The organism is Parabacteroides sp. PH5-46 (genome assembly GCF_029892785.1).
GTDB lineage: Bacteria > Bacteroidota > Bacteroidia > Bacteroidales > Tannerellaceae > DFXE01.
The window spans coordinates 1-16,157 of record NZ_JARXXA010000008.1; the positions used below are offsets into that span (position 1 = coordinate 1).

General features: G+C 38.6%; 21 protein-coding genes and 1 tRNA gene. 6 read left to right on the forward strand and 16 right to left on the reverse strand.

Going from position 1 to position 16,157, the window contains the following annotated elements; genetic code table 11:
* Window positions 1-138: 138 nt before the first annotated feature.
* From M2470_RS09700 to M2470_RS09775, 16 genes are all read right to left on the reverse strand, one after another.
* Window positions 139-921, reverse strand: coding sequence for a DUF695 domain-containing protein (locus M2470_RS09700; RefSeq protein WP_129733294.1), 783 nt, complete (start codon window positions 919-921; stop codon window positions 139-141).
* 143 nt (window positions 922-1,064) lie between these two features.
* Window positions 1,065-1,427, reverse strand: a complete 363-nt coding sequence (locus M2470_RS09705) for a hypothetical protein (protein ID WP_229058435.1) — start codon at window positions 1,425-1,427, stop codon at window positions 1,065-1,067.
* Window positions 1,428-1,435: 8 nt separating this feature from the next.
* The gene (locus M2470_RS09710) at window positions 1,436-2,116 is read right to left on the reverse strand and encodes a hypothetical protein (protein ID WP_129733293.1); all 681 of its coding nucleotides are present in this window, start codon (window positions 2,114-2,116) and stop codon (window positions 1,436-1,438) included.
* Between the two features lie 11 nt (window positions 2,117-2,127).
* Window positions 2,128-2,361 (reverse strand): hypothetical protein, encoded by a 234-nt coding sequence (locus tag M2470_RS09715; protein ID WP_129733292.1) that lies wholly within the window; start codon window positions 2,359-2,361, stop codon window positions 2,128-2,130.
* Window positions 2,362-2,399: 38 nt separating this feature from the next.
* Window positions 2,400-3,332: a hypothetical protein gene (locus tag M2470_RS09720; RefSeq protein ID WP_129733291.1), complete on the reverse strand. Its 933-nt coding sequence runs from the start codon at window positions 3,330-3,332 to the stop codon at window positions 2,400-2,402.
* Window positions 3,333-3,346: 14 nt separating this feature from the next.
* Entirely contained in the window at window positions 3,347-3,940 is a 594-nt protein-coding gene (locus M2470_RS09725) for a hypothetical protein (RefSeq protein ID WP_129733290.1), read from the reverse strand.
* Between the two features lie 47 nt (window positions 3,941-3,987).
* A complete protein-coding gene (locus tag M2470_RS09730) occupies window positions 3,988-4,548 on the reverse strand; it encodes a hypothetical protein (protein ID WP_129733289.1) in 561 nt (186 codons plus the stop codon).
* A 20-nt stretch (window positions 4,549-4,568) separates the two neighbouring features.
* Window positions 4,569-4,775 carry a hypothetical protein gene (locus M2470_RS09735; protein WP_129733288.1) on the reverse strand — a complete coding sequence of 69 codons (207 nt, stop codon included), beginning with the start codon at window positions 4,773-4,775 and terminating at the stop codon, window positions 4,569-4,571.
* Window positions 4,776-4,826: 51 nt separating this feature from the next.
* Window positions 4,827-5,819 carry a fusion protein gene (locus M2470_RS09740; RefSeq protein ID WP_129733287.1) on the reverse strand — a complete coding sequence of 331 codons (993 nt, stop codon included), beginning with the start codon at window positions 5,817-5,819 and terminating at the stop codon, window positions 4,827-4,829.
* A 19-nt stretch (window positions 5,820-5,838) separates the two neighbouring features.
* A complete protein-coding gene (locus M2470_RS09745; protein WP_203558333.1) occupies window positions 5,839-6,075 on the reverse strand; it encodes a hypothetical protein in 237 nt (78 codons plus the stop codon).
* 507 nt (window positions 6,076-6,582) lie between these two features.
* Entirely contained in the window at window positions 6,583-7,113 is a 531-nt protein-coding gene (locus M2470_RS09750) for a hypothetical protein (RefSeq protein ID WP_129733285.1), read from the reverse strand.
* Window positions 7,114-7,135: 22 nt separating this feature from the next.
* Window positions 7,136-7,555: a virulence RhuM family protein gene (locus tag M2470_RS09755; protein ID WP_129733284.1), complete on the reverse strand. Its 420-nt coding sequence runs from the start codon at window positions 7,553-7,555 to the stop codon at window positions 7,136-7,138.
* 6 nt (window positions 7,556-7,561) lie between these two features.
* On the reverse strand, window positions 7,562-8,086 hold the full coding sequence (locus M2470_RS09760; protein ID WP_129733283.1) for an ORF6N domain-containing protein: 525 nt from the start codon (window positions 8,084-8,086) through the stop codon (window positions 7,562-7,564).
* An 11-nt stretch (window positions 8,087-8,097) separates the two neighbouring features.
* Window positions 8,098-8,994 carry a site-specific integrase gene (locus M2470_RS09765; protein WP_129733282.1) on the reverse strand — a complete coding sequence of 299 codons (897 nt, stop codon included), beginning with the start codon at window positions 8,992-8,994 and terminating at the stop codon, window positions 8,098-8,100.
* A gap of 20 nt (window positions 8,995-9,014) precedes the next feature.
* Window positions 9,015-10,457 (reverse strand): site-specific integrase, encoded by a 1,443-nt coding sequence (locus tag M2470_RS09770; RefSeq protein ID WP_129733281.1) that lies wholly within the window; start codon window positions 10,455-10,457, stop codon window positions 9,015-9,017.
* A 455-nt stretch (window positions 10,458-10,912) separates the two neighbouring features.
* Window positions 10,913-10,986, reverse strand: a tRNA-Asp gene (locus tag M2470_RS09775).
* 378 nt (window positions 10,987-11,364) lie between these two features.
* On the opposite strand from M2470_RS09775, the gene hisH reads away from it, so the two are divergent.
* From hisH to M2470_RS09805, 6 genes are all read left to right on the forward strand, one after another.
* Window positions 11,365-11,955 carry an imidazole glycerol phosphate synthase subunit HisH gene (gene hisH, locus M2470_RS09780; protein ID WP_280744993.1) on the forward strand — a complete coding sequence of 197 codons (591 nt, stop codon included), beginning with the start codon at window positions 11,365-11,367 and terminating at the stop codon, window positions 11,953-11,955.
* A gap of 11 nt (window positions 11,956-11,966) precedes the next feature.
* Window positions 11,967-12,692: a 1-(5-phosphoribosyl)-5-[(5-phosphoribosylamino)methylideneamino]imidazole-4-carboxamide isomerase gene (hisA, locus tag M2470_RS09785; protein WP_280744992.1), complete on the forward strand. Its 726-nt coding sequence runs from the start codon at window positions 11,967-11,969 to the stop codon at window positions 12,690-12,692.
* Between the two features lie 7 nt (window positions 12,693-12,699).
* Window positions 12,700-13,455, forward strand: a complete 756-nt coding sequence (gene hisF, locus M2470_RS09790) for an imidazole glycerol phosphate synthase subunit HisF (RefSeq protein WP_280745002.1) — start codon at window positions 12,700-12,702, stop codon at window positions 13,453-13,455.
* Window positions 13,456-13,471: 16 nt separating this feature from the next.
* Window positions 13,472-14,068, forward strand: coding sequence for a bifunctional phosphoribosyl-AMP cyclohydrolase/phosphoribosyl-ATP diphosphatase HisIE (gene hisIE, locus M2470_RS09795; protein ID WP_280744991.1), 597 nt, complete (start codon window positions 13,472-13,474; stop codon window positions 14,066-14,068).
* A 7-nt stretch (window positions 14,069-14,075) separates the two neighbouring features.
* Window positions 14,076-14,753: an ATP-binding cassette domain-containing protein gene (locus tag M2470_RS09800; RefSeq protein WP_280744990.1), complete on the forward strand. Its 678-nt coding sequence runs from the start codon at window positions 14,076-14,078 to the stop codon at window positions 14,751-14,753.
* 62 nt (window positions 14,754-14,815) lie between these two features.
* On the forward strand, window positions 14,816-16,132 hold the full coding sequence (locus M2470_RS09805) for an aspartate kinase (protein WP_280744989.1): 1,317 nt from the start codon (window positions 14,816-14,818) through the stop codon (window positions 16,130-16,132).
* Window positions 16,133-16,157: the final 25 nt, after the last annotated feature.

Genomic DNA, 16,157 nt, shown 5'->3' on the forward strand with positions numbered 1-16,157 from the left:
ATTGAAACTTGCTAAAAATTAAATAATGTCATTTGATCTGCAAATTATTTGTATATTTTCTCTCAAATAATTTGCAGATCTCATAAGAATAGTAACGGGCGGAAACCGCGCGTCTGTTTATTTTATATCAGCTATATTTTATCTGCTGTTTTGTGGGCAGCATCCCCAACCGTCGTATTTGGCACCGTAGTCATTACCCAATGTTACTAACTCCCATGTATATTCGTTAATCTCTGAGGGCATGACATTGTTTAGCCGGGAGATTTGCAATGCGAAATGATAGGAATCGCCATGATCTACGGTTTCTTTTAGCGCCACTTTATATCCGAGCGTTTCGACTTCCCGAATAAACTGCTCTCGCCCTTCTTCGGTCGGGAAATAGATAAAGTGATCCACTTCCCTTTCTTTGCTGAAGTCGTCGCCGTCCTGATCCAGTTGGAATAAGACCGACTGGTTTTCTATGGTTTGCAGTTCGTATTTGGATGGGTACAACAAGTCGAAGTAGGTATTCCAATCCTTGTCTTTCTGCACTTCAATGTTGTACGAGTATTCGGGATGTACATTCATGACGGACTTTAAGAGTTCCTCGCATTCTTTTCCGTGTTTTACATAAAGGTACATATTCATCAGACCGTTTGACTTAACGATTCCTGCGACGATGACATTTTTCTTTTCGGTAGCCTCGATGATTTCTTCTTGGATGCTGTGTAGTACCTCGGATTCTTCTTCTGCCGTGAATAATCCGTTTTCATCTGCGGAGAGCATCTGAATAGTAAATAGCAGCAACTCTTTGAGGTTATCTATTGGGGCTAAGTCTACCAGCGCGAGGTTCATCAGGACGTTAGCGGGATGATCTTCGATGTGGCTGAAATAAGCAACCCATTGTTCTGGTATATTGTTGGTTTTAATTGATTCTGACATATTGTATAACTTTTATTACGGCGTGAATTTAACTAAAAGATTTTAATACTCACTGTATTAGGATAATCTAAAAAATATTTAGTGATATAATAGCTATCCCGACGGTGTTCCGTCGGGATTTTTTCGTGTATAAAGAGGAAAATTCAACGAATATCTGTACCGAACATTTCATTGAAGAACGCTACAAGTTCCTCTCGACGCAGGCTATCCCAATAGAGAGAGGCAGGGTGATACGGTTCGTGCCGACCGATTTCATAGGCAATATCCATTTTTGTAAAACGCTTGCCCTGATTGTAGCGCATTTCTGTACCTTCCAACCAACGTGAACGACGGCTTTGTTGTTGAAGCGGGAGCAGTTGTTCCAACATATAGGCATAATTTTCGCCTACGGTGTGTCCGCTTTCCATTTTATACGGACTGTCTTTACAACGCTTACATTCGTCAATGGCGGCGTTCAAATCTGTTACTTCAATTATGTTTCCATCTATGTCTTTTATTGTTGTCATATTCTTTGTTATTTAGAGGTTTGTACTTGCATTGAGGAAACATACCAATTATCTTGATACTTGTCTCCAATCAGGTTAAAAGTACCTGATAGTCCGCTATTATCTGCGTATTTCTTGGCTTCCATTATAGAGCTGAACTCGCCCAACTTTTTGAATCCAATAAATAATTTATACATGGTGCTGTTCTGTTTATGCTTGATGACTTCTGCCTGTAAAATGGCATACGCTTCATTATAATTTTTCTTTTTCTGTTCCAATTTGGCTTTGGCTTTGAGTAACTTTTCATCCGTTTCAAGATTGAAAAACAGGTCATTGTGTGTCATATAGTCGATATATTTGGCGATTGCCCTTTCTACCTTAGTTATCTGCGCTTTTGCCGAAGCTACTTTGCCTAAAAGGAAGTCAAAACCTGTTTGCAATCCCGTCCGCTTGTCGTATGCACAGTGATATACCCAAATTTTCTTACGGGGGTATTTACATACCAATTTTGCCCTGCGCCACTCAATAACCCACCGCCAACGGTCTAACATGGCACGAGGGATGTCGATTATATGTAGTATTTCACGGTTTCTGTCCTCGTCCCTTACTTCAAAGGTTATATATACCCAATGTTCTATTTTGAGTTCCCGTTCCGCTTTTGCAAGGTCTTTGGCATCTTGCATCCAATCGTCTATTTTTTCCTGTGCCATGATATTGATAATTAACTGTTATAAATTTGCTGTATTTCTTCTCCGATTTTTGACAACGCTTGTCGTTGTTCATCGGTAAGTGATAGTACAAAATCATCGTTGCTATACCATTCTCCGCTATCTTCTTGTTCTCGGAAACATCGCCTGTTAGCAGTATCTACGATTCCCAATATTACATCAACTTCGGTTGAAGTTAGTCCGCTAATTGTGCAGGTCTTATTTGTTTTATTTACTTTCAATTTCATGCTTTTTGAGATTATGGGCGGATTACTCCGCCCTTTGGTTATTCATATGCTTCAATCCTTTCTTTTACAATCTCATGTAAGTGTGAATTGGATTGATAAATTTTGATTTTTTCTTGAAAGGTTTTATTTTGCCAAAATTGGTTGGCATCATCAAGGAATTTTGCATCTATTTCATTATTGCCGTCTCTGTCCTGCTCTATACCTGTAATATCTTCAAATTCATCAAAACTAAGCCATTGCCACCACGTATTAAGAGTTTGCAAAGACCATTCATTCGGCTTTTTGGGACTTTCCTCAAATGATCTGACAACCGTTTTCAATTTTTGTCCGTCTGATACACTTAATTCTTTATCCCTGTCCAAAAGCCAGTACAGGAAAAAGATGATAGTGTCTTTAGATATTATATGATTGCCATTGAATAGATTTAGCAAAACAACAGGTTCTTTTTCTTTGGCTTTCAATGCTTCTTCGCTTGTGGTATAGGCATTTTCACCGATACCGAAACGTAGGGAGTTGTTTACGGTAAATTCTACCTTTCCGTATTCTTCCATTTTCCTGTATATGAAGTGTTCTAAATCTCTTATATCGTGTATCAGGTCGAAAGGGTGCAAGGCTTCCAGTTCTTCTTTTAACTGGTTGTGAATATCCCTTAACATGGGTTCAATGGTAAACCATTTAGTAGGGTTGGTTATCTTTCGGCAAGTGGCAGGATCGTGAACGTCATCGAGAAATAAACCATTCTTATCAAGTGTGCAATAACAGTCATAGCAGAAATGCGTATGATATTCCGTTTCGCTCTTTTTGATAGACTTATTTATGATTATTCGGATTTGACCGTTCTGTAACAGATAAAAACGGATGCTCCAACGGTCAGTTTCAAAAGCTATTTGATAATGCTTGCTTTCGCCTGTTACCCTGTTCAGGAAATGTACAACTCCCTTATACATAATTGCTATTTTATTCGGTTTCATATTGATTGGATTTATTAAAAGAATGATAATTCTAATTGTACAGGTTTACGCCCTGTAATCTCGTCAAATAAGGCTTTCGCTTGTTTTAATACATTGATTGCATATCGGTCGGTCTTACTGCTGTCTTTTTCAAGTCCTGTAAGCATTTCATTTAATGCTGCTTTCAGGCAGTCTTTTCTATTGTCGAATATTTTACCCCATACATTAAGCCCATAGCCTGATCCGCCTGTACTGTGAGAGTAACTCATTCCATAAGTCCATTTTCCGTTTAAGCCTTTACCCAGTGTGATATGGTTAGATACCGCCCAACCGTCCCGATGTGGGAATTGTATTTCTTCACGTTCCAAAAAATCAGGTCTTTCCAACCAACCGTATTCGTTAAATTCCTTTTTAATGAAGCCAAATACTAAATGTCTTTCGTACTCTCGTTTATTCATTAATAACTGGCGAGGGGTATTTCCAAAACTCTCGTATTCCTCTATTATCGCCCTGTCGTTACGTCTTAATGCGTTCAGATATATAGCTACATTGTGGCGTTCTGCCCTGCAAAAATTGATGTCCTGTATCTTTTGCAATTTTTCGTATGCTGACAATTCTCTGTATTTCATGACTGTTATTTTGTGGGGCAGGGTTACTGCCCCGTGTTTGACTTCTTTTATCTTGCACTCATTGTTATAGTTCCTCGCAGATTGGGTGAGAACTTTTGTTCATAGGCTTCAATCTGCCTTTCAAGTTCTTCCCATGCGGTTATTTCTTCATCATACATCTGTAAATCGGCTTTACATTCTTGTATTAGAATTGTGAGGTATTCTTTTTCTATTTCAATTTGCTTGATTGCTTCATCCGCATTTATCCTGTCTTGTGAATTTTCATCAGGCTTGGTTGTTGGCAGGAGAAAAACGCAGTTGTATGATGTCAGATAATTCCATGTTTTGCCCTCCACACTTGCATACATTCTGTGATTATTGTCAGATATACCGATTGCAATGCCTTTACATCCTCTTTTTTCGGTGATGCTGTAAGAAAGGTTGTTCGGGTTCTCTGCGGTGTATATGGCTTTAATTAGCTTTGAATTGGCTACCTTGCCATTAAAGGCTCTGATAAACGGCTCACACGTTTCCAAACCTTTTATAAGGTTCTCATTTACTTTAATTTGTTGGTTCATTCTATTAATGAACTCTTGTTTTCTATTGGGGTTCTTTAATCCGTAATACATGATATATTGTTTTTTGATTGTTAATTATTTACTGCGTCCCATTCTCCTTTTTGGTCATCAAACCAAATTGCATGATAGAATTGGACGGTTACTTTTGGCTTCTTTCTTGGGTTGGCAAAGGTTTCCGTTTGGCTGACTTTCCACCCTTTTGCAGTTTCTGCGAGAATTATACAGGATAGGTTTTTATTATACCTGTGGATGAATTTCATATCTATATCTACTCTCATGGTGATTGTTTTTAGTAGGGCAGATAGGCTCTGCCCTGTGTTCTACATTGTTTAATCCAATCCGAAATAATAGGCTAACCTTTGCTCTTGTGATTTCGGGAAAATCCATCCTTTAATTTTTTTCCCATTAAAGGTTAATCGACTGTTGAAGCGTCCTCCCATTGCTCTTAGTTCGTCTTTAATTGCTTTGGTTTCCCCGAATACCGCTACTGCTTTGGCTGAATACTCAACCATTGTACAACCGCATTTACTTTCCCCTGTCTGGTTGGTTGGTGGCGTTGTGTTGGACTTACTGATATGTATATTATCTTCGCTTCCTGCTGTGTATGCAAAATCTTCAATAGTGCGTTCACGGTTATATACTGGCACTTTTTTAATTATCCAACCGCTATGCCTATATTCTCCTAAATAATACCCTGCACCCATAGAGTATTTTTCCCTATTTTCGTAATCCTCGTTAAACTCGGCTAAATAGGCGGTTTCCTCGAAGTTTGATGCGTATTTACGCATTTCGGAAAAAATATCCCTTTTATGTTTGGAAAAGCCTAAAATGACGGTGCGTTGTGTGCTACTTCCGTAATAGTCGGTTTGACTATCGCTTTCGTTTTGTTTCAGACGTGCCACGATTACCGCTTGCGCATCTTCGGGAAATATCTCGGCAAAACGTTTACGCCCTATTACCTTAACTTCTTCTACTCTTATCTTCTCTTTTTCGGCTTCGTCTGTTTCCGCTTTAACTATGTCTTTCGCTTCCTGAAGAAGTAACGCCACTTCAAAACCATCCATAAATTCAGGATTTTCGCTGTCGTAATAATAACCGATACCGAATTTTTCGCTTAATGGTCTGATTATGTCTGCTGTCTGAAAAACTTTTTTCCGTAGGTTAATCAGCTTGTAAGTGATACCCCAGTTATTTTTAACGATGTCATAGACTACATATCTGTCATAGCTATAACCCTCCATTTGGATAACCTGATTGACTTGAACAACCTGTATAGCCTTGTCAATTTCCTTGTTTGCTCCTAATAAAAATACTTTGCTCATAACTCTAAATTTTAAGGGATTATAAAAAGGTCAGCATTGCGAGAATAAAGAGGATTATAGCACCCATACCCACGAAAAAGGAGAGGATACCCCGTATAACAGGAAGAAAGAGATACAAGCCCACTAAAGCCCAAATAAACCCTGTTCCCCACACACAGAAGCCCAAAACCGCCAAAACGATTTTTAAAACCAATTTTATGCTAATTGGATGGTAGGCTGTCGGTCGTTGTTTCCTATTTTTTTCTGTACTTCTCATAATTTCTGACTTTTTTTTTATGCCAGTATGGAGAGGGTGAGGTGTGATCGAGTTTCAGGTGCCTTACTCACGCAGTGCTTTTTGGCAGCATCAAGATTTTTCAAAAAAATACACTCGCTTTCCTGTACCTGATTGGGGTGCAGATACATTTCTTTAAGAAAAGAGGCTATAATTATTGCCCGGATAATTTCTTAAAATCTATTACAAAAGAGATTTTGAATCGAGGAAGATTTTTTTAAAAACACGTCTGATCTTGTGCAGCCAATAAACATGAAATAAATTCGCGCCTGATACTCGTTCACTCCGAACCCCTCCTTTTTTATGGTCATAACTAAATGAGGAAGAAATTATACCGAGGGAAGTACAGAAAAAAGGAAATTTGGTTGTCTGCTTTGCGTTTATCATAATAAAACGCAGAACTTTCCTCACAGAAAGGAAAGCTATATACAAAAAAAGCCTGTACCGATTTTTACGATACAGGCTCCATTTGGATTGTGATATGTATTTTTATTTTGCTCTGGTTTTTCCGTAGCATTTGCTGCCGTCAGGAGATAAGTAGAAATCAAATGTTTCTTCAACGGCTGTTCCACCCGGAGCGATTGAGTATTTGCATCTAACAATTACGGCAAGAACATCATTCGGATTCTTACTGTCATATCCGTTAAGATTATCCGGAGTAAGATTTTTTAGAGAATCAATAGTATTGCTCATCCGTGCAATATCAGCATTGTATTTATCAATTTTAGCTTGATTTTTTTCTCTTGCCAGTAGATCTTCACTCATTTTTTTAGCCAGCTCAATCTTACTGATGTTAGGTTGATTATTTTTCTGAAATTCATCAGTAAGATAGGCGATACTGTCGGCAACCGTAACGTTGCCGGTTTCGCTAATCTCAATAATTTTGAAGTTGAGATTTTCTTTTGTGTCGCTCCCTTTTAACAGGTTATCAGTAATGGTTTTTTCGTAATTACTCGTTGATGAGTTTGAACCGCAGGAAACCATAAAAACAGCGATAAGTAAATAAAATACGTGTTTCATATCTAAATGTATTAAACGTTTATTAATTCATCGAAATAGCCGGAAGTTTTGAGTGTAGGTTATATACTATCAGAACTTCTGTTGATTTTTTATTATCAGTCCGGGTATATTCGGTTAATGCTTTCATTACCCATTCCCGAAATGCTTTTGCTTCAAAAGATGCTACACGGTAGCTGACAAATATCAGTGCTTCCAGATTATACAGTACCGTTTCGCATGGGTGCCCGTTGCTCTCAAATTTATGTATTCGGGTAACATCTTCTTCACGGAGCAAGCCGGATTTGAATATACTCCGTAGATTGTTACCAATCGTATTGACAAATACATTAAATAAGTCGGCAATTTGATGTTTCGTTACCCACAGGGTGCAATTTACAAGTTTTGCTTCAACAATCAGTTGATTTTCACTATTTTCTTTAATATTTATATATCCTCGTTCCATAATATATTATTCTTCATCCTGTTGAACATTATAACCAATACGCTTACGGGGTTTATTTTCCAGTTCCTTTTGTGATGCAAGTTCGGTAAGAGCTTGGTAAATATCACTAAACTGCATATTTGTTTCCACCATAAATTCCTCCAATTTACGATTTAATTCCGCATAACCCAGTGCATATTGTCGTAAAGCGACAAAAGCTCTGATAATAGATATATTAACCTGAATGGCCAACGTGCTGTTAAGAACGCTTGACAGTTGGGCTATACCCTGTTCAGTAAATGCAAAAGGTAAGTATTTTACGTGTTGCCCTTGTCCTTGATTTTCTAAGGTGCCAAAATTGCACCTTAAAAAATCGTACTCTTCCTTTGAGAGTTCAATCATAAAATCCGGAGGAAAACGGTCTATGTTCCGACGAACAGAACGTTTCAGATTTTTGGTTTCAACCTGATATAATTCAGCCAAATCGTAATCCAACATAACTCGCATACCTCGGATTTCATAAATCTTGCTTTGAATAATTTGTAATTCCATGATAAATATTTTTAGAGGTTTAATGCAGTATCCATACCTGTAAGGTGTTCTGATAATTTCAACATATCCCGCCCAATCTTTCCGTTATCCATTCGTACCAATGTTTGGGTTGTATTTATATTGGTATGTCCTAACATTCGGGATATTGTTTCAATGGGTACCCCATTCATATAGGTAATAGTAGTCGCAAATGTGTTTCTTGCAACCCTGAAAGTGAGATTTTTACCAATACCGCAAATATCACCGATTTCTTTCAAATAATCATTCATCTTTTGATTACTTGCTATCGGTAAATTTTGACTGTACTTATTCAAAATTTTCTGCGGAACTGAAAGCAAAGGGATTATAACAGGTGTATATGTCATGCTCCGCATAATTTTGATAATAGGATTACCGTCTTTATCTGTTTCAAAATTTTCGGTTGTTAGCATTGATAAGTCTGAATAATTCAGACCTGTAAAACAGGAAAAGATAAATACATCCCTTACTTGTTCAAGTCTTTTAGTCGAAAACTTTTTGCTCAAAATAGACTGTAACTCCTTTTCCGAAAGGAAGGCACGAACTACCTCTTGCCTTTTAATCCGGTAATGGCTAAAAGGGTTGTTGGATATAGCCTGTTTTTCACAGGCTATATTTACAATACGACGGAATAATTCTATTTTCTTGGCGGCTGTGTTTACGTTATATTTGCGAAACTTCATCAGGTAATTTTCAAAACCTATTATGAAATTGACGTCGATTTCGGACAGCAAGTAATCAACTTTCCCATATCGTTGTTTAATGTAATCAGCGATATAGTTTCTCACCGCTTCATATTTCAGGTAGGTAGATAAGGCTTTAACCTTATATACATTCTTATTATACTCGTCGAACAGAGCTATTACTGTTGAATATTCATTTTTTTTCATTACTATTAAAAATTAGTGGGTTAAACAGCTAATTGAGTATTGGCTTTTTCCGATTTAAAAGTGAGATTGCCTTCATTTTCAAAAGTATTAGACCAGAGAGATAATTTTTCTTCTTCTGAAAGGCTATGCCACATGACAGATATACGCTTTAATCTTTCGGGATCATCAGACAGAGTGCCGGGAAGATTAAATAAAGCCATTTTTTCATGCAATGAAAGGCATTCAAAAAGTTTATCTAAATTAGATTTAGATTTGATTCGCCTTTCTTCAAGTTTTTCAGCAAAAGAAGCCATATCGTTGCTTACCTTAACATCGGTAATTCTTGCATAAATTTGGGTAGTTTTTATGTTTGTATGACCTAACATTTTTGATACACTTTCAATGGAAACTCCTTTTGTAAGCGTAAGAGTGGCGAAAGTGTGTCTTGCAAGATGAAATGTTAAATCTTTGTCAATACCGCAAACAGCTCCGATTTCTTTGAGATATTCATTCACTTTTTGATTGCTTGGAACAGGGAGAACTTTCTTATTGGGCATCGTCCCTTTATACTTCTCAATAATTTGCTTTGGAATGTCGAGTAATGGAATATTGTAGCTTGTACCTGTCTTTTCACGTTTCCCCATTATCCACAAATTATTATCAAATGAAATGCGGATATTACTTTCATCCAATCCTTTTACGTCTATATAGGAAAGTCCGGTATAACAGCTAAAAATAAAGATATCTCTTACTCGCTCCAAACGTTCAGAAGAGAATTGTTTCTTCATGATTTCGTCTATTTGTTCTTGCATTAAATAGCCTCTATCGACTTTCTTAAACTTTATTTTATAGTTGGCAAAAGGATCAATGTGAATCCAACCGTTATTTTTGGCGAAAAGAATAATAGTGCGGAATCGCTGTAAGAATTTAGCAGTAGTATTTTCCTTACATTTGCAGCTTGTCATTAGGTACACTTCAAAATTTCTCAAAAAGGAGTGATTTACCTCTTTCAAAGAAATATCAGCAACATTATAATACTCTTTAATAAAATTAGCCATGTGCCTACGGGCTACGTCATATTTTTGAAGTGTACCTTTTGCCCTGCTTATACCAACCAATTTAGCGATATCATCAACATGCCGTTGGAATAATTCGAGTACGGTTTGGTTTTTAATTTCAAGACCAAGAAAGATATTTTTAACCCGATCAGGATTAACATTGTTCTCTTTGGTGAGTAAATCATGGTAAACGTTGTATAAGCCTGTTTTAATTGTTTCCAGAAAGGTATTTATCTCGACAGCTTCTTTTGTTCTGCCCAGAGCCATTGACGACTTTACATCCCATGATTTAGGATGCACATTTAATTTGGTACTGAAACGGCTTATTTGTCCGTCGATTGTAATCCGGCACATGATAGGAACACTGCCATCGGATTTTTGCTTGTCTCTTTTCAAAAAGAAAAGAACTTTAAATGTACTTTTCATAAACTCATTTTTTAATGTTACAAAATTAAAGTAAACTATCTGTTAATGAGTTTTATGCAGACTGCCAATTCCCGACAACACACTGCCAATTTTGGACAATTCGTACCCCTTTTTCTTTGATTTCTCGTACCCCCTGTGTCCCTTTTTGGTTTGGGGTATGAAATGGGACACACTAAATGTCTTTTTTTGGCTTTATTTTGGCTTTTTCCTAAGACAACATAAATAAAAAAAGTCCCTCATATTCACTGAATATGAAGGACTTGTCTCTTTTTTGGCGCCTATTGACTTAGGCTTTCCGCGGTATGGACGGGTACGCCACCAAACTGTGTCTTTTCGCTGTTTTCCAGCTACTTAACCCCTCTTTTTATCTTTAGGGGTACGAGTTAGAGCCAAAACTCTTAAACTCGTTGTACGTCAGTCTTTTAACGACCTTACCAACCTTATTCCTTTTTTAGCGGAACGGACGGGACTCGAACCCGCGACCCCCTGCGTGACAGGCAGGTATTCTAACCAGCTGAACTACCGCTCCATTTTTTTTTAACTACAATTGCTCTCAATTGCGGTGCAAAGATAGGAGGATTGTTTTTATTATGCAAGTCCTTTTTGTAAAATGTTCTGAGATTTTTTGCATTTTGATCTCATATTTGCGGCATTTTGATCTGAAGTTTTTGTTGGCCGATAGCTATCAGTTAGTTGGCTGACGGCCGTCGGCCAACTGACCGATAATTGTCAACCAATTGACCGACGCCTATCGGCCAATAAAAACAAGTCATACTTTTATCCTTTCTTAGGTGTTGTTTGACAAAATTATATGGATAAAGATCGGCATCTTACTTTTTACTATCTATTACACGATATGTCGTGGTAAATTGTTACTTTTGCGACGCTAATTATAAAGAGCCGAAAGATGGATGTAGCCATTGTAAAATATAATGCAGGGAATATATATTCTGTAGACTATGCTTTGAAACGTTTAGGGGTACAGGCTATTGTTACTGCAGATCATGAGGCGCTTCTGGCGGCGGATAAAGTGATTTTTCCCGGTGTAGGTGAGGCGCGGACAACGATGGAGCATCTGAAGGCTTCCGGCTTGGATGCTTTGATCCGGGACTTGAAGCAGCCTGTTTTGGGGATTTGTCTTGGGATGCAGCTGATGTGTCGTTTCTCTGAAGAAGGGGATGCGGAATGTTTACATATCTTTGATGTGGATGTTAAGCGTTTTATGCCTGAAAGACATGAGGATAAGGTACCTCATATGGGTTGGAATACGCTGAAGAATGTTAAAAGCAGCCTTTTTTCAAACGAACAGGAGAATCAGTTTGTTTATTTTGTACATAGCTATTATGTTCCGGTGAATGATAATACGGCTGCTACAACAGACTATATCATTCCGTTCAGCGCTGCCCTGCAAAGGGATAATTTTTATGCCACGCAGTTTCATCCCGAAAAAAGCGGAGCGATTGGCGAACAGATATTGTGCAATTTTTTGAAACTATAAGAAGATCAACGATGATTGAATTAATTCCGGCTATAGATCTGATTGATGGGAAATGCGTCCGCCTTACCCAGGGTGATTATGATACCAAGAAAGTCTATAATGAAGATCCTCTAGAGGTGGCAAAAATGTTTGAAGATCATGGTATTAGACGCTTACATCTTGTTGACCTGGATGGTGCACGTGCCGGACGTATTATCAATTACCGTGTTCTTGAAAAAATAGCTACACGTACATCCCTTATTATAGATTTTGGAGGCGGCTTGAAGCATGAGGACGATCTGGAAATCGCTTTTGAAAGTGGGGCGCAGATGGTTACAGGCGGAAGTATAGCTGTCAAAAATCCGGAAGTATTTACCGGCTGGATCAGTAAGTACGGGAGTGATAAGATTATATTAGGCGCTGATGTGAAAGATCGTAAGATTGCAGTCAGCGGCTGGGAAGAGACAACGGAAAAGGAGTTGATCCCCTTCATAAAAGAATATCATAATAAGGGAATAATAAAGGTGATCAGCACAGATGTAAGTCGTGATGGTATGTTGCAAGGCCCTTCCATTGATATGTATAAAGAAATAAAAGATGAGATTCCGATGCTATATATCATAGCAAGTGGGGGAGTAGGCTCTATTGAGGATATAGAGAAACTGGTAGAAGCGAAAATCCCTGCTGTAATTATAGGCAAGGCTATTTACGAAGGACGTATTACGTTGAAGGAGCTAATCAGGTTTAATGAGGAATAAAGATACTATGTTGGCAAAGAGAATTGTTCCTTGTCTGGATATAAAGGACGGAACTACTGTAAAAGGAGTTAATTTTGTAGATTTTCGTGATGCCGGAGATCCGGTAGAACTGGGTGCTCAATATAGTAAAGCAGGTGCCGATGAGCTGGTTTATCTGGACATTACAGCTTCGCATGAAGGAAGGAAAACCTTTACGGAGTTGGTGAAAAAGGTGGCGTCCCGTATCAGTATTCCGTTTACAGTGGGAGGTGGAATTAATGAGTTGAAGGATGTAGACCGCCTGCTTAGTGCAGGGGCTGATAAGGTTTCGATTAATTCGGCAGCACTTCGTAACCCTGATTTGATAGAGCAAATTGCGAAAAACTTCGGAAGCCAGGTCTGCGTAGTAGCTATTGATGCTAATTATGAGGATGGAAAATGGCTTTGCTATTTGAATGGAGGCCGTATTCCTACGGATAAATACCTGTTTGAATGGGCTGTTGAAGCAGAGAATCTGGGAGCAGGTGAAATCCTGTTTACAAGTATGACGCATGATGGTGTGAAAACAGGATATGCTAATGACGCATTGGCCTCTTTGGCTGACAAGTTACATATTCCGGTTATAGCCTCAGGTGGGGCCGGAACGAAAGAACATTTTCGGGATGCATTCCTCAAAGGAAAGGCTGATGCTGCATTGGCTGCCAGTGTTTTTCATTTCGGAGAAATTGGTATTGCCGATTTAAAGCAGTATCTTTCGGCTGAAGGTATCCCTGTACGATTATAATTTAGAAACAAGATAGATGAATTTAGATTTTGAAAAATCAGGTGGTTTGATTCCTGCAATTATCCAGGATGAAAGAACCTCTAAGGTATTGATGCTGGGATTTATGAATGAGGAGGCCTTTGAAAAGACAAAGGAAACCGGAAAAGTGACATTCTTCAGCCGTACGAGGAATCGTTTGTGGATGAAAGGGGAGGCCAGTGGTAATACACTTCAGGTAAAGAGCATACTGCTTGATTGCGATAATGATACATTATTAATCAAGGCGCAGCCTGCCGGTCCGGTTTGTCATACCGGCGCAGATACTTGTTTTGGAGAAGAAAACAAGGAAGATATCTTGTTTTTTAAATATCTTCAGGATTTTATAGAACGCCGGAAACTGGAAATGCCGGAAGGTTCATATACTACCTCCTTATTTATGAAAGGAATAAACCGTATGGCGCAGAAAGTAGGGGAGGAGGCTGTGGAAACGGTTATAGAAGCTACAAACGGAACAGAAGAAGGCCTTCTTTATGAAGCCTCGGATATGATCTATCACCTGATTGTCTTGCTGACAAGTAAGGGGTATCGGATAGAGGATCTGGCCCGTGAATTAATGAAACGACATAAAGAATAAAAGAAATATGGAAGATTCGGTTCTGCTCAAACTGGAAAATATAGAGGTTTTGCGTGACGAGAATATGATTTTGCGTGATGCCTCTTTAACGCTCCATAATGGGGAATTCCTTTATGTGATCGGAAAAGTAGGCTCAGGAAAGAGTACCTTGTTGAAGTCTTTATATTGTGAGGTTGCTATCAATCATGGCAACGCCCACTTATTACAATATGATTTGTTGAATATCAAGCGAAAAGAGATACCCTATCTTCGCCGGAAACTGGGAATTGTATTTCAGGATTTCCAGTTATTGACGGATCGTTCTGTGTTCAGGAACCTGGAATTTGCCTTGCGGGCGACAGGTTGGAAAAAGAATGATGAAATTACAGACCGGATTGACAGTGTGCTTTACCAGGTAGGTATGCAGACTAAGGGGTACAAAATGCCGCACGAATTGTCGGGCGGAGAGCAGCAACGTATTGTTATAGCCCGCGCCCTGCTTAATGAACCAAAAATCATTCTGGCAGACGAACCGACCGGTAATTTAGACCCGGAAACGAGTGCTCAGATCGTACAATTATTGCATGATATCTGTAAAAAGGGAACGGCTGTAATTATGACTACTCATAACTATACAATCGTGAATAATTACCCGGCGCGGATTGTAAAGTGCGAGAATGGCTGTTTAAGTGATATCGGCGAATAATATTTTATGTAACTTTGCGGTGCTTTTAGAGTAAGAATGAATAATTTAATAGAATAAGAAAAATGAAAGTATTGAAGTTTGGCGGTACTTCTGTGGGTTCGGCACAGAGAATGAAAGATGTTGCAAAGCTGATCACAACAGGTGAACGTAATATCATCGTGTTATCTGCAATGTCGGGTACTACTAATTCATTGGTTGAAATTTCGGATTATCTGTACAAGAAGAATCCTGACGGCGCAAATGAAATAATCAATAAACTTGCAATAAAATATTATAAACACGCTGAGGAGTTATATGATACTGCCGAATATAAACAAAGAGCCAAAGAACTGATATCTTATCATTTTGATTATATCCGCACGTTTACAAAAGACCTGTTTACGCTTTTTGAAGAAAAGGTTGTTTTAGCTCAGGGCGAATTGATCTCTACAGGGATGATGAATCTGTACCTGAACGAACAAGGCGTGAAGTCTGTTTTGCTGCCTGCCTTGGAATATATGCGTACCGATAAAAATGCAGAGCCCGATCCGGCTTACATCAAAGAAAAGCTAAACAATCTGTTGGAAGAACATAAGGATGCCGATCTGTATATCACTCAAGGATATATTTGCCGGAATGCTTATGGCGAAATAGACAATTTACAGAGAGGAGGTAGCGACTATACTGCATCCCTGATTGGTGCTGCTGTTTATGGCACAGAAATACAGATATGGACAGACATAGACGGAATGCACAATAATGATCCGAGATATGTAGAACATACAGCTCCGGTACGTAATCTTAACTTTGAAGAGGCTGCAGAGTTGGCTTATTTCGGAGCGAAGATACTGCATCCTACCTGTATATTACCAGCCAAGCTGAATAATATACCAGTTCGCCTATTGAATACAATACAGCCGGAAGCGCCCGGAACGTTGATATCTAATTCTTCGGAAAAAGACAAAATAAAAGCTGTTGCAGCTAAAGATAATATTACAGCAATTAAGATTAAGAGTGGCCGCATGCTGTTAGCTACCGGTTTCCTGCGCAAGGTGTTCGAGATATTTGAAAACTATCAGACACCCATTGATATGGTAACTACTTCGGAAGTAGGTGTATCCTGTACTATCGACAACCGGAAACGCTTGGATGAGATTGTAGATGATCTGAAGAAGTATGGAACGGTTACAGTAGACGAAGACCTGGTAATTGTCTGTGTAGTAGGCGACTTGGAATGGGACAATGTAGGCTTTGAGGCAAGTATCGTAAATGCTCTGAAAGATATACCCGTACGAATGATCTCTTATGGCGGAAGTAACTATAATGTATCTCTGTTGGTAAAAGCATCAGACAAGCAACGGGCATTACAGGCTCTTAGCAAACACTTATTTAACGACTAAATATTAACGGTTAACGATTAGCGTT